The organism is Effusibacillus consociatus (assembly GCF_042652925.1).
Lineage (GTDB): Bacteria > Bacillota > Bacilli > Tumebacillales > Effusibacillaceae > Effusibacillus > Effusibacillus consociatus.
Window position 1 is genome coordinate 32,006 of the sequence record NZ_JBHSHC010000044.1, and the last position, 13,131, is coordinate 45,136.

Consider the following 13,131-nt stretch of genomic DNA (forward strand, 5'->3'; position numbering starts at 1 on the left):
TGCCTATCAGAGCTCTAACTTGATCCAATGCTCCGGCAAACCCGATGTTCGTTACAAAGCGGTACCTGGAGGCTGATCGTCTTCGTTCAACGACTGCCGAAAGGGCCGATCGGCTTTATCTGAATCCGGATACTGATTCGCTTCTTCCGGTTTTTTCATATAGTATCCATTCTCCAAAGGCACATAATTGTTCTTATTCTCATGATGCAGGGGACAGGACTTGCACCGGCCGCCCGGCCTGTTTTTGTAACACTCTATGCATTTGACGGGTTGGTTCATTTTCCCGTCCCCTAACCGGCAAACGGGCTGACCGCCTGGCGGATGACCCGCGTCATCGTTTCCACATTCGGATAGTTCCCTTGCCTGTACTGAGCGACCACGCGATCCATGTCGTAGGGAACTCGTTCAATCGTTACCGAAAAACGGTCCCCATCCGCTTGAACGATCGCGTAAGATGCTTTGGTCATCCCGTCAAACGGCAAGCCGACACTGCCGATATTCACAAGACATTTTCCGCCGGTATAGCGGATATACGGCAGATGAATATGGGCATATACATAGAGGGAAATCCCCGAACGGGCCATTAATCTCTCCTGCAATACATTGGAAGGAGTATCCGGCAACACTACATCAAACAGATTATCGGGTGTCGCATGAAATGCGTGTACTCTTACCGATTCCGACAGACTCAGTTCCAATTCCTCCGGCAGCCCGTCCAAATACGCCAGATCATCCTGATCCAGACGTTCGACGATCCATTCCCGTTCCTGGTTCATCATCTCGAGCATTCGATCGGGAACTTCTCTCTGCTTTACCCCGCGGACCGTCCACGCATCCGCATTTCCTTTGATAACCTTTGCATTCAAACTGCGAACCAATTCAATCGCTCGCTTTGGCTCCGGTCCCCGGTAGGCAATGTCGCCAAGCACTACGATTTGATCGACGTTTTTGCCGCTTAGATCGTTCAGCACCGCATCCAATGCAACCGCATTGCCGTGAATATCCGAAAGAAAAGCAATTCTCTTCGACATTGTAGCACCCCCCGCGAAAACCGGTTATTAAGGAAAGCCTTTTGCTTTCCGGTTTATTCAAACAGCGCAGCTAATTCCCGAACATCCCGCAAAATATGGTCAGCTCCATGAGCTTCAAACATCCCTCTTGCACGCTCCCCTTCGTGACCGGTCAACGTTGCGGCAAATGAAACGCCGAGTGCGCGGGCGGCCAGCAGATCGGCCAGTGAATCTCCCACCACCAGTACGTCCAGACGGGTTAAAGGAAGCTGCTCCTTTAGAATTTCAGTATGAGAGGGTTCGGCACCGCGCAGTGCACGCAGATAAGAGAACGGATGCGGCTTTGCAAGCGGTGTAACGCCAGTCTCTTCTTCCGCTTCCAAAACAGTGGAGGCGGTTGCGATTCGCTCCTTCGGAATGTAGTTCAGAACCCCCAGTACTTCCAGCGGGATCAATGTCTCTTTCTCCGGACGTCCTGTACCAATTCCGAGAGCGATTCCCTTATCTGCCAGTTTGGCAAGCAGCGCCTGAAGCTCTTCTCCGGGAACTATCGGTTCTTCCCGATCCAGGTAACCGGGTTTTTCTTTTCCATCCCCAAGATAGAATTCCTGGAAAATCTGGCGGGTTTCTTCCCACAATTGGCTGGCTCTCCCGAATGCTTCCGTTTCTGCTCCCACCCATTCAGCCGCCAATTGGTTGAGGTATTGGAGGAACTGGTGTTTCTCCAATTCAGCAGGGAAATCTTTTGTAAAGTCAGCAAATGCAGGTGAGACTTCCACCTTAGACCGAATTTCCGGAAAATCGGCCAACGTAATACCGCTCCGGCAGAGTTCACTCGCCCATTCTTTATCCACAGCACGGGCCAGATTTTTCAATATCGAATGAGACACCATTAAATAAACCATGTCCCAGTTGCTGTTTACGCCACGACCTTTCAGAAAATCGAGCACTTCGTCTTTCGGACCGAGTACCTGACGGCGGATTTCCGCCAGACGTTCGCGATTCGGGTTCGATTCCGTTTTCGCTGCACCGAGAAAACGCTCTGTGACAATCACTTCATGAATCGTCTGCGATGTGGCATTAAAGTATGTATCTTCACCCAACATCACACCATCTACGTCGAACAAGACTGTTGTGTACTTCATGTACCTTCCCCACTCCACCTATATATTTTCCTTCCATAATACCCTTTTTTTCGACTTGAGGAAAATTCTTTTTTTAGTCATCAACAAAATAGATGTTGCATATAATTCTAACGTATAGTAATATACTAACATAAAGTTAGTCATTAACTCATTTATTCATTATTCAAAAAGGAGAGGATTTCGGATGAATGCAGGTTTGTTGATTATTCGGTTGGTCGTCGGTCTTTTGTTCGCAGGGCACGGGGCTCAAAAACTGTTTGGCTGGTTTGGCGGGTATGGAATCAAAGGTACCGCCGGGTGGATGGAATCAATTGGTATTAAGCCGGGAGTACCGATGGTAGTTCTGGCAGGATTGGCAGAACTGGTCGGGGGACTGTTGTTTGCAGGCGGTGTCTTCCTGCCTATTGCCGCAGTACTCCTGATTGGTACCATGTTCGTGGCAATCCTCAAAGTCCACGTCAAAAACGGTCTCTGGGTGACCAGTAACGGGTATGAATATAATTTGGTTCTGATTGCGGTTGTGCTTGGCGTGGCGCTGATCGGTGCCGGAGAATATACGCTGTTTTAAGCAAAAAACACCTCCGTACGGGGGTGTTTTTTCGTTATAATCTAGGTACGAAGAAACAAAAAGGAGCTGGTCCGCTATGAAGTTGACAGAAGACCAAATCATTTCAAATCTCCCCCGCATACCCGATTGGCAGCGGCTTGATGAAAAATGGATTCAGCGCAAATACAAATTTGGCGGTTTTCCCGAAGCCATCCAGTTTGTGAACAAAGTGGCGGATCTTGCAGAGGAAGCCAATCATCATCCGTTTATCAGCATCGACTACAAAGTGGTGACTTTGAGAATGTCGAGTTGGAACGCGGGGGGCCTGACAGAACTGGATTTTCAGCTCGCCGAACAATTCGACAGGGCATTCAATCAACGCTAGAATCTTTTAAGCGGGCGACCGTCAAACTGCCACCAATCGCCCGTTTTCCAACCGCGGCACCACGGGGAGCAGCCCCTTTTTTGCCGCATAAAAAGTGGCCTCTTCCAGTCCCATGTCGGAGATAAATTTGCCCACTCTTGAAGATTGCAGACATTCTTCGTCCGTGCCCGGGAAGTTCGTATAAAACCCGAGCGCCGCTTTTGCCGCATCGGTCAGGACCCAACCGTCGGGCTTTCTTTTCAGCAGTTCGTCAATGAGATACCCCGCCCCGTAAAAATCTTCCAGGCTGAACCGGCCTTTTGAACCGGAGCAGACCAAGACAATCGTTTCATCCGAGTTTTCCTTCAGAATTTGCTGGGCAACGGCAGCGCCATTCAGCAAGGAGGAAGCATAAACCGCCCGCGCGTTTTCGGATCGCCTCACGGCTACTGTACCGTTTGTGGTAGAGTAGATCACGCTTTTTCCTTTCACATGCTCCTGCATCATGGCAAGCGGACTCGGTTGGTTGAATCCATCGATCGGATACCCGTCTTTTTCACCTGCCAACATGTAGGTTCCGTCTGTCAGTTCTGCCGCTTTCCGGAGAGCTTCCTCCTGATCAAAGACGGGGATCACTTCTTTTGCGCCATGATAAAGGGCCGCTGCTACACTGGAGGTTGCAAATATCACGTCAAACACTACGGCAATGCAAGTGCGTATTTTTTCTTCGTCAATGTCCTCCTTGCGGAGAACAACATGAATTTTTCGCATGCTTCCCTCTCCTTAGAAACCATCCATCGCAATTCGGTGTGCAAGATTCATTAAATTTTCTGTCACCTTCCCTAACCTTTCAAATCGCGGGTCTTGCGTCTGCCCTTTTTTCCAACGGAAGTAGATTTGCTGACAGATCACCGCGACCTTGAAGTATGCATAAGTCAGATAAAAATCGATCTCCTGCGTATCACGTCCGCTCTTTGCGGCGTACATTTCCAAAAACTCCCGCCGGGAAATAAATCCGGGTGCCGATGTGACCGATGTGAAACCGCTGCGCAAATTCTCCGCATCATCCGCCTCATCCCAGTAACTTATTGTAATGGCCAAATCGGATAAAGGATCTCCAATGGTCGTCATCTCCCAATCGAGAACCGCAGTCACCTGCGCCGGATCATTCGCGGAAAACACCATGTTATTCAATTTGAAATCGTTATGAATCAGAGTGGCAGGCGGTGATTCCGGCAGAGAATTCAGCATCCAGTTCACCGTTTCTTCCACCACGGGAATCTCATCAGTCTTGGCCCGCTCGTACCGGCCGATCCATCCTCGCACTTGTCTTTCCATGAATCCTTCCGGTCTTCCGATCGATTCAAGCCCCGCTTCCTTCCAATCGATTGCATGCAGAGCAACCAGCGTATCAACTGCCGATTCTGAAATCCGCCGGCACAATTCAGGTGAATGATCGATTCCTTCCGGCCATTTGCGGTCAAGCACAATCCCTTTTTTGCGTTCCATCACATAAAAAGGGGCCCCCAGTATCGACAAATCGTCACTGAACACATAAGGTTTTGGCGCCAGCGGAAACACTCTATGAATCAAAGATAAGATCCGGCTCTCCCGCTCCATGTCATGCGCCTTCGGTGCCACCGGTCCAAACGGAGGACGGCGCAGCACCGCTTCCCAATCACCGCAGCGGAGCAAATAGGTGAGATTGGAATGTCCGGACGGAAACTGCTCGATGACGAGTTCTTCCTTCGGGATTTCTTCAATCTGACTCCGCAGGAATCGTTCCACCGCTTCGCTGTTCAATTCTTCGCCCGGCCGAACCGGAATCGTGTCTTTCAATGCCTTTTGCATCATCCCCACTCACTCCCCTGAATGTTGTAAATTATACCGCCAAACTTGTTGTCCATACCTACTAACCGGACGGTATGTTTATCTTTATTCTATTCTATTTGTACGAATATTCAATATGATAATAAAAAAAGGCGCCAACATTAGCGCCTGACCGATTGAAGCCATTCCACCGTTCTTTCAAGCCCTTCTTGCAATGCGATTTCCGGTTGCCAACCCAGCACATTCCGGATTCTCTCATTTGAAAGTCTTGAATGTTGGATATCTCCTACTCTTGAGGGACCATAGCTCGGCTTAATTTGCCTGTCCAATAGGGTAGTCAAATTTGCAAACAACTGATTTAATTCGACGGACATTGACGTCGATACGTTAAAAATATCGCAGTGTCCCTTATGAAGGGCCAAAACTGTAGCCCGGGCAACATCTTCCACAAACACATAATCTCTTGTTGCACTTCCATCACCGTGGATTGTAGGGATTCTCCCTCTGCAAAGCGCATCCGCAAAGATCGCGATAACCCCGCATTCTCCTCTCACCGACTGCCGCGGACCATACACATTCGCAAAACGAAGAACCGTAAATTCGATTCCATACAATTGATAATAGATTCGTAGATACTCTTCTGCAGATTTTTTAGTCAGTCCGTATGGAGATACCGGAATCAACGGATGCTCTTCCGTAATCGGCAGGCTTTTGGGGGGACCATAGACTGCCGCCGAAGAAGCGAAGACAATTTTTCTGACCTGATGTCGTCTGCATGCTTCCAGAATCCATAAAAGACCTTCCAGGTTCACTCGCAGGTCACCCAAGGGGTCTTGAATTGAGCAAGGTACACTTACTTGAGCGGCCAAATGGATAACCGCATCAAACCGTTCCTGTTCAAAGAGAGGATTCAGATTGGAAACCACATTCTGCACCACGAATCTGATATCTGCCGGTAGATTATGACGGTCCCCGCTGCACAGGTTATCAACAACGACAACCTCGTGTTGGTTTTTCAACAATTCAGTCACAATGTGAGAACCAATGAACCCGGCTCCTCCCGTAACAAGTACTTTCAAGACACCCGCCCCCTTGGATTCCCTTTCTCTTCCGTCTGCAAACCTGAATCTTGCCCGATTGGCGAAACCTCCCGGACCACCGGCAACCCTCTCTTTATTTGAGACGCTGTTGGAAGGGCTGCCGGAGGCAATTCATTATCTATCGAACGGTTGGCCCCGTAGAAAGCATAGTATAACAATCCTTCCGCCTGACGGTTTAAAAACAAGAAGCTCACAAATAACATGACAACCGCCCCCATCAAATAACCTGTGCCAGTCCACCAATCGAAATGTTCTGTCAAAAAAGAAGACAGAAACATCACAAACAACCCCAGACCTATGCACCACATTGCCTTCTTGCGGGCGTCGAAGTAGAGCAGCAGCAAGAATACCGTAATCCATGATATATGCGGAATGCTTCCGATAATCGTCCACTGCAGTATTTCGATCACATCGGGATAGGTTGCGAATAATTGTTGAGCAACCACCCAAACCAGAACAACCATTACGGTTTGTATCTTGGCAATCGTCAGAACTGCGCGCTTAGCCTCTGTTCGTAACGCTTCTTCGTAAACCTGAATTTGTGCCAGTGTGTCTCCCTGTTCGATCGACTTATAAAATTGCCTGTAAACCAGGTAAAATTTTGTTTCAATCTGTACGGAAAACGCAGTAAGAGCTGGTATGAACGAAAGAAATGTAAAAAACTTGGCCAAGTCATAAGTTGGAGCCAATGGATAAGAATCAGCCACTTTCACCCTCAGTTCCGAAAACCAGTACACGCCGTTATCCACCCACAAGGTCAACGCATAGAACAATCCAATCCACAGCAATTCCGGATAGCGCCTGTGCTGCGGCAGCAAATTGTACAGAACGGGAATTCGCCCGGAAAAATCCCGAATGGCCACACTCCCTACCCAGAGAAGCGTAAATCCCTGTCCGATTGCAAACAAAGCAAGTATGCTCGTAGGATGCGGAACCGGTCCTCCGCTCTGTATCCAAACACCCCAGCCGGTTGCCACAATGAATAAAAAGGCCATCCCGATCAGAAAACCGTACGCGATGTCTCGATAGGCTTTCGCAGCTGAAATCAAGACCATCAACAACCATAGAAGCGTGAGGATGACAATTAACAGAACTGTCCAAACCCGATACGGAAAAGGAAGGGGCAGAAACCATTGGCCAACAATCCCCCCTATTAAAGCGGCACCACCGCTGTATACAAAAATCGAAGTAAATGCACTCAATAGACGTTGTGGTGAATTGACATACAGTGCATCAGCCAAGTAACGAGTCAGAACGAATTGAGCCGTGCCGGATATCAAATTCGAACCAATCGTCGCATACGTCACAGTTGCAAAGAACAGGTCCCTCTGTTCCGTGGTCATTCCGAAATAATATCCCCAGGAGAGCAAGGCAAACAAACTGATTAGTGTTAAGAGCCATGGTCCTGCGGTTACGAATGCCGCCGCTCCATATACCCCTACTTTTTTGTTTAGTCGCGCCCCACCCAACGCCTTTTGCAGCGTAAAACCGATTCCAGCCATTCTAAACTCCCACCGCTTCTTCGAATAGTTCACGGTATTTTTTCATTACGTCATCAAATTGGTAATATCTTGAAACTCTCTCCCTGCCTATGCGCCCCATCAAAATTCTCAACTCCGGATTCTTGGCCAGCTCCAAAAGCGCTGAGGCGGTCTCTTCGGGATTCATGAGAGTTGTCACGAAGCCGCATCGGCCAAGCTCCCTGTCTTCTCCCGGAAGTCCTTCTATCAATTCCCGACAAGCTCCCACGTCAGTGGATATACAAGGCATGCCGGCAGCCATTCCTTCAAGCAAAACCAGAGGCTGTCCCTCAGATATGGATGTCAACACGAGACAATCAAGATTTTGCATGTATTCCACAACATTGACAGGTCCTGTCCAAATGCAGGATTCAGCGATTCCCAGAGAGTCAAGTAATGCCAGACATTCAGAGACATAATCCGGATCCTCATCCTGAGGTCCAATAATCATGAGCTTTGCATCCGGAATCTTGGTAACTACAATGGCCATCGCCCGTATAAGTGTCTTTACGTCCTTGATCGGGACTACCCGCATAATCGCTCCAATCGTAAACGGCCTGCCGGGTGTCGGTGAAATAGTTCTATACTTCGATAAATCGACTCCGTTCGGAATCAATCTCATTTTCCCGGAATCCGCGCCGTATTTTACCTGTGCCGCCTGATTCACGCCCGAAAGGGTAGTGAGATATGCAGCCTCCTGATACGCCGTTTTTCCCAAATAAAAAAAGAACTGATTCCACCATGTTTTTAACGGACTGGGAATCCAATCGGCTCTTGCAATTTCTTCTTCCCTTTCCCGAATATAAATTCCGTGCTCCGTAACAACAAACGGCTGACTCGTTAATCGGTGCATGACAGCCCCATACCAACCGGCATATCCGGTCGATGGACTGTAAATCAAATCCCCTTCGGAAAGCGGCAAACACAGCAATCGTAAAAGCGGCAGCCACATCGAGCGCCAATTCCACACGAACTCGGCAAAACTCGGGGCCCCTGGCAGGGACCGATAAGTTTCTATCGTGGCCTCCCAAGCCCATTTGACCCGTATGATCGCCTCGGCGTTTGGCGTATACCTGTTGTTCCTCAATTTGGCCAGAGTTGTTTCTGAAGGGAGTTCACCCGTGATAAAGAAACGCTTCATCTCGTCCTGTTCCCGTTTTTTCCATCCGTACAGTTCTCCACTGACCGTCTCCGCATCATGAAGGTAAACTTCCTTTATATCAACGATGTTGGTCGGCAATGTATATCGATAGCGTGCATTTGCCTGACGGATGCCTCCGATAAATACCAAGGAAAATTGGCAATCCTTCATCGTATGAACCATTTGATGAGTCCAATTCGAAACACCGCCCTGCACATAGGGATAGGTCCCTTCCAGCAGCAATATGATTTTCATCGTAAAGCCTCCAGCACAACCTCGGGTTCGTCTGCCCGTATCCACAAAATGCCGTACTCACTGTTTGTGTTGACGATGGTTCCCCCCTTCTTGATTTCCCAGTTCGAAAGATCCGGCACGCGAACTTCTAGGAAAATCGGCCCCTTAAGTGGGGTTAGGGTAATGCTTACTAGACCCGATTGACGGCGGTCGATGTACATTTGGGCTTGATGATACACCCGCAGAGCCTCCGAAAGCTGGGTTGCCGACAAGGGTCGCAGCCATCCAAATTGACTCTGGACATTCCCGATCAAACTATCAAAAGAGGCATGCAATTCCGACCAATTGAGTCCATAGTTTCGATTTTGATCGAAGACATCGTCGGGATGATTAAAATGGGACACAATTCCCAGATTAGCGATCGCGCTGTAGAAATTCAGACGTTGATCGCCATTTAACACATATCCGTAAGATACACGCGGCGTACCCATTATTTGCGGAAACTTTGGATCTGGAAGAAATTCTTGTTCAAACTCATTGACTGCTTGATTTGCCACATAAATGGAGCTGATCGTTTTAATCTCCGGAAATGTTTCAAGCAGTACTTTTTCTCCATCGTAGGACAGAACGTTTGAAGGCGGAATGTACATCGTCGGCAAGGAGGTTCGAAACAAATGCTTCCAGCTTTCACGGGCAACATGCAGGGACTGCTTCATATCATCCGTTGAGGGCCAAACGGGGTAGCCCAATTGATCTTTTTGTTGTTTTGTATATTCCAGCATAAAGGGCAAGTGGTTATATCCGTGCAGTCCCAGCTCTCCATCTCCGATTATGAGAGCCTGCTCCAACCTAAAAAGTCTCTGATACTTGGGCAGTAAAAACGGAGGAACCACTTGGTCACTGTAATTCAGAATCACGCCTGCTGAATAACGGATTCCGTATTTGTTTTTTATCTGCTGCATATCGGGATTCCAGCGATTTAACCGAAACTGATAATCCGTTGTTCCCGTATTGTTTGATTTTGTTTTTTGATCAAATCCGACAGGAGCCGGGAAATCGTCTATATACCAAACTTGTGCTCCGACACTCGCCTTAACCGAGAATTTTTGGGCTTTAAGTACCCCTTGTATAAACACGCCTCGGAAAGATTTCTCCCCGATCGCAGTTAAATTCCAACCTTCAACTTTGCCCTTCCCCCGTTTTCCGTACCAGAGGTAAGGGACTCGGACAGGATAAATCGATTCTGCCCATACCTCCATCTCTGGAGTTAATTTGATGTCATGCGAGGATGAAACCAATTGTTCTTTTGATAAATCCTCTTCACTCAAGCCAGGATACAGTTTTGACGTCCAATGCAGGCCGGCAACTTTTTCAGAACTAAAAACCGGAATTCCTTGAATTCCAAAAAAATCGTTTAAGGGGGAATTGGGACTGCGCCAAGCATTGACCAGCAGGCCCCCGTCCTGTTCGACATACTCCCTGAATCGGTCTGCCCATTTTAAATCCGATTGGTCTTCCGCAAGTAGGATGACTGCTCCATCTTTATACGGAGACAAATCCCGGGGGGCCTTTTTCCAATCCTCCCAGGTAATCAAATCAAGGGGAAGTTTCGAGTAATAAAAGGCCATTTTTAAATTCGGGGGTACGTTTGAAAACTGCTTGTCTGCACCGCCGTCCTTAACAATCAGCAGATATTTAACCCTTTCGCTATTCAGGGTTGCAGAAGTTTTGATCGTCTCGAATTCAATTGTCGTATCCTGCGGCTGCTTCTTCTCTTGCTCTGCGAAGCTGCTGATCCGAAAGGTCAATCCTATTGCGGCGATTACTGTGAGAACCGCGTAGAGCAGAATCTGCATATGTCGTTTCATCCTCGACTCTCCTCTCCCTGAGTTCTTTATACAAATCAACCAGTCCCCGCAGTTCAATCGGTAACTTCTCCGGGTCTTTTATCATAGAAGCCAACCGGTCGATCTCCGATTGGTCATTTTGATCGTAGGCTGCGGACAGCAATACACCAAGAGCCCGATCACGCTCGGTGGAATGAACCAAATCCCGAACCGCTTCAACGGCTTCCCGCTGTCTTCCCAAGGACAACAATGTTTCTGCCCGCCGCACTGCCGTAAGCGGTTGATGGGAATTGATTGACAGGCTTCGTTCAAGAGTGCGCAATCTCTTTTCTTTATAAAAACGGCCAAGCTCATCTCCAGAAATCCCTTCCGCAACCATCGCATGGTATGCATCTGCCAGACTGTTCCAAGCTTGTGGGTCGTTTTCATTTTCCAAAACGATTTTTTCAAGTCGGGTTATTTCCGCCAGGTATAATGTCTCCGTCCGATTTATCAAGCCGGCAGCATAATACCGAACTTCAGGATCGGGATCGGCCAAAGCCAAACGGGTGACAGGCACATTCACTTTACTTGACAAATCTCGGCTGTAAAGCAAAATCCTTTTTTTCTGGTTGACCCCCCCGTCTGTCAACACATCAACGATCGGAACCACTTCAAGCGCATTTTCCCAGTCTATCTTGGAACGGGTTAGATTCGAATCAACGGGCACATCTTCCCAGGCACCGGTGGGGCGTGTGGCGATACACGACCAAACCGCCCCGATTACCCCTCCAAATCCGGGGAGAAGCAAGACCGTAAATGAGATCATGGCTTGCCTGCTGGACCAAATCTCTTTGTTCGAAAACGGCTGGGCAAAATAAACGGCGGTGCCTGCAAGCGCCATTCGGAGGACACCTACCCACAATTCTTCGATATAAAGCAACAGACCAAATAAGAGACAGTCAACCAGTGCAAAACAACCAAATATAAGTATGGAGGGGAGGTGCCGCGTGGGTACCCTTCGCCTGTGGGAGTGGAATTCCTTGCGAGGGCCCGGAACAGGTTTAAACATAGAGGATGTATTCTGTTCCATTTGCTCCGTTAGCTCCTTACGGTCAAAATCGGAAATTCATTGGTTAGTGTTTTGGAAGAAAGAATCATTATGGAACTGCTGTCAAACAATTTGATGATTCGCATCTGCACGAGAGGGGAACAGTCTTTGTCTAATCCCGGCATTAAAAAGCTGATTCGCTTTTCCTCCTCTTCCCAGGTCACTAAATCCCAAGTCCGAATGCGTCCGGTAAGTAATTGCGTTAGATAAGCCGGAACTTCGTTTGCCTGAAGATTCAGCTTGACCGACAACTGCAGGACGGTATACGGGATGCCAAACCGTTGGAAACGTTCGTGTTCCAGAGTTAACTGATCATGAAAAAAGTTAGGCCGCAGCACGATAGTTCTCGGAAAACGAGCTATGATCAGGTTGGCTTGTTCATAAGCATTGGCCCTGTCCAAGGAAGATCCCGCCCAGTCAGCCAGCACCGAAAGCAATTTTTTGGAATCCGGGTTTACCTTGATTTTTGGGAGGCGATGTATGACAATTACCGCATAGATTCTCAGCGAGGAATGGATCGGTACCGCATAAATTGGGGCAGGCCTTTCTTCAAAATCCACAAACGTCAGAACCTTGCCTTCTCGAAAGATTTTCTGCCATATGTCACTTCGCTCCAATGAAATCGAATTCTGCCACACCAGATCACCTTTGCGCAAAACCAATCGGGCAAAACGTCGATTTTCTTCTATACGGTAAATGCTTGCCTGCTGAACAGCCAATAAATCTTCCAGCACACCCATTAACTCCGTCAGGATTTTTTCGGTTGATAACACATTCAGGCTTTGCGCGATTTGATAGAGTCTTGACATGGTGGCCGTCTGTCCAAGAATGCGGCCTTGCAGCTCCAAAATCGTCTCTTCGGCTTCACGTAGACGGGCTGTTTTTTCCTCTGTTTCCAGTTCCGCCACCCTTGTTTGCTCCTCCAAGCGTTCAAGCCGTCTTTGCCACTGGACTCGAATCTCCCCTACCAGATATCCAAGCAATAAAAAAAGAACTGGAATGATAAACAATTCCGGCTTGACCATGAGGAATTCCTTAAATACCCCCACGGAAAATCCCGTGGCATAAAAGGATAGTCCAATGAAAAGCAGCGACGAAACCACTCCGGCGAGCACCCCTACCCAAGCACCCGACACCAAGGCTCCATACAGGATCACAATAAAGAACGGTTGAGGATTGATTTCAATCAGTATCCCGGCAGGTATAAAAGCGATCATCAGTGCCAAACCAATCAATACTTCCAGTGTCGCAGAATACCGATTTTTCAGATTTGGCACGAGTTCAACCCCTTTCTTCCGTGACC

Annotated in this window: 13 protein-coding genes; 2 read left to right on the plus strand and 11 right to left on the minus strand. The window is 48.3% G+C overall.

Annotated features, from left to right (window positions below; genetic code table 11):
• Positions 1-51: 51 nt before the first annotated feature.
• The 3 genes from ACFO8Q_RS06645 to ACFO8Q_RS06655 are packed head-to-tail and all read right to left on the minus strand — an operon-like array spanning position 52 to position 2,155.
• Entirely contained in the window at positions 52-279 is a 228-nt protein-coding gene (locus tag ACFO8Q_RS06645; RefSeq protein WP_380024943.1) for a hypothetical protein, read from the minus strand.
• Positions 280-290: 11 nt separating this feature from the next.
• On the minus strand, positions 291-1,031 hold the full coding sequence (locus ACFO8Q_RS06650; RefSeq protein WP_380024944.1) for a metallophosphoesterase family protein: 741 nt from the start codon (positions 1,029-1,031) through the stop codon (positions 291-293).
• Between the two features lie 53 nt (positions 1,032-1,084).
• Positions 1,085-2,155, minus strand: a complete 1,071-nt coding sequence (locus tag ACFO8Q_RS06655) for an HAD family hydrolase (protein WP_380024945.1) — start codon at positions 2,153-2,155, stop codon at positions 1,085-1,087.
• 184 nt (positions 2,156-2,339) lie between these two features.
• Between ACFO8Q_RS06655 and ACFO8Q_RS06660 the strand changes: the two genes are divergently transcribed.
• Both ACFO8Q_RS06660 and ACFO8Q_RS06665 read left to right on the plus strand, forming a co-directional pair.
• A complete protein-coding gene (locus tag ACFO8Q_RS06660; RefSeq protein ID WP_380024946.1) occupies positions 2,340-2,723 on the plus strand; it encodes a DoxX family protein in 384 nt (127 codons plus the stop codon).
• Between the two features lie 76 nt (positions 2,724-2,799).
• Positions 2,800-3,087, plus strand: coding sequence for a 4a-hydroxytetrahydrobiopterin dehydratase (locus tag ACFO8Q_RS06665; RefSeq protein WP_380024947.1), 288 nt, complete (start codon positions 2,800-2,802; stop codon positions 3,085-3,087).
• A 21-nt stretch (positions 3,088-3,108) separates the two neighbouring features.
• Here the strand turns inward: ACFO8Q_RS06665 and ACFO8Q_RS06670 are convergent, their stop codons facing one another.
• The 8 genes from ACFO8Q_RS06670 to ACFO8Q_RS06705 all read right to left on the minus strand — a co-directional run bounded on the left by ACFO8Q_RS06670 (position 3,109) and on the right by ACFO8Q_RS06705 (position 13,105).
• Positions 3,109-3,837: a 2-phosphosulfolactate phosphatase gene (locus tag ACFO8Q_RS06670; RefSeq protein ID WP_380024948.1), complete on the minus strand. Its 729-nt coding sequence runs from the start codon at positions 3,835-3,837 to the stop codon at positions 3,109-3,111.
• A gap of 12 nt (positions 3,838-3,849) precedes the next feature.
• Entirely contained in the window at positions 3,850-4,920 is a 1,071-nt protein-coding gene (locus tag ACFO8Q_RS06675) for a phosphotransferase family protein (RefSeq protein WP_380024949.1), read from the minus strand.
• 137 nt (positions 4,921-5,057) lie between these two features.
• Positions 5,058-5,975 (minus strand): NAD-dependent epimerase/dehydratase family protein, encoded by a 918-nt coding sequence (locus ACFO8Q_RS06680; protein WP_380024950.1) that lies wholly within the window; start codon positions 5,973-5,975, stop codon positions 5,058-5,060.
• Positions 5,972-7,498, minus strand: coding sequence for an exopolysaccharide Pel transporter PelG (gene pelG / locus ACFO8Q_RS06685; protein ID WP_380024951.1), 1,527 nt, complete (start codon positions 7,496-7,498; stop codon positions 5,972-5,974). Before pelG ends, ACFO8Q_RS06680 begins: the two co-directional genes overlap by 4 nt.
• A 1-nt stretch (position 7,499) precedes the next feature.
• Complete coding sequence (gene pelF / locus ACFO8Q_RS06690) at positions 7,500-8,912, minus strand: GT4 family glycosyltransferase PelF (RefSeq protein WP_380024952.1); 1,413 nt, start codon at positions 8,910-8,912, stop codon at positions 7,500-7,502.
• Positions 8,909-10,747 carry a DUF2194 domain-containing protein gene (locus ACFO8Q_RS06695; protein WP_380024985.1) on the minus strand — a complete coding sequence of 613 codons (1,839 nt, stop codon included), beginning with the start codon at positions 10,745-10,747 and terminating at the stop codon, positions 8,909-8,911. Before ACFO8Q_RS06695 ends, pelF begins: the two co-directional genes overlap by 4 nt.
• Entirely contained in the window at positions 10,635-11,621 is a 987-nt protein-coding gene (locus ACFO8Q_RS06700; protein WP_380024953.1) for a tetratricopeptide repeat protein, read from the minus strand. Before ACFO8Q_RS06700 ends, ACFO8Q_RS06695 begins: the two co-directional genes overlap by 113 nt.
• A 197-nt stretch (positions 11,622-11,818) precedes the next feature.
• Positions 11,819-13,105, minus strand: coding sequence for a GAF domain-containing protein (locus tag ACFO8Q_RS06705; protein ID WP_380024954.1), 1,287 nt, complete (start codon positions 13,103-13,105; stop codon positions 11,819-11,821).
• Positions 13,106-13,131: the final 26 nt, after the last annotated feature.

Excerpts from the sequence above, each read along its gene's own strand:
- ACFO8Q_RS06645 (WP_380024943.1), bottom strand. The coding sequence starts at position 279 with ATGAACCAACCCGTCAAATGCATAGAGTGTTACAAAAACAGGCCGGGC.
- ACFO8Q_RS06650 (WP_380024944.1), bottom strand. The coding sequence starts at position 1,031 with ATGTCGAAGAGAATTGCTTTTCTTTCGGATATTCACGGCAATGCGGTT.
- ACFO8Q_RS06655 (WP_380024945.1), bottom strand. The coding sequence starts at position 2,155 with ATGAAGTACACAACAGTCTTGTTCGACGTAGATGGTGTGATGTTGGGT.
- ACFO8Q_RS06660 (WP_380024946.1), top strand. The coding sequence starts at position 2,340 with ATGAATGCAGGTTTGTTGATTATTCGGTTGGTCGTCGGTCTTTTGTTC.
- ACFO8Q_RS06665 (WP_380024947.1), top strand. The coding sequence starts at position 2,800 with ATGAAGTTGACAGAAGACCAAATCATTTCAAATCTCCCCCGCATACCC.
- ACFO8Q_RS06670 (WP_380024948.1), bottom strand. The coding sequence starts at position 3,837 with ATGCGAAAAATTCATGTTGTTCTCCGCAAGGAGGACATTGACGAAGAA.
- ACFO8Q_RS06675 (WP_380024949.1), bottom strand. The coding sequence starts at position 4,920 with ATGATGCAAAAGGCATTGAAAGACACGATTCCGGTTCGGCCGGGCGAA.
- pelG (WP_380024951.1), bottom strand. The coding sequence starts at position 7,498 with ATGGCTGGAATCGGTTTTACGCTGCAAAAGGCGTTGGGTGGGGCGCGA.
- pelF (WP_380024952.1), bottom strand. The coding sequence starts at position 8,912 with ATGAAAATCATATTGCTGCTGGAAGGGACCTATCCCTATGTGCAGGGC.
- ACFO8Q_RS06695 (WP_380024985.1), bottom strand. The coding sequence starts at position 10,747 with ATGCAGATTCTGCTCTACGCGGTTCTCACAGTAATCGCCGCAATAGGA.
- ACFO8Q_RS06700 (WP_380024953.1), bottom strand. The coding sequence starts at position 11,621 with ATGGCGCTTGCAGGCACCGCCGTTTATTTTGCCCAGCCGTTTTCGAAC.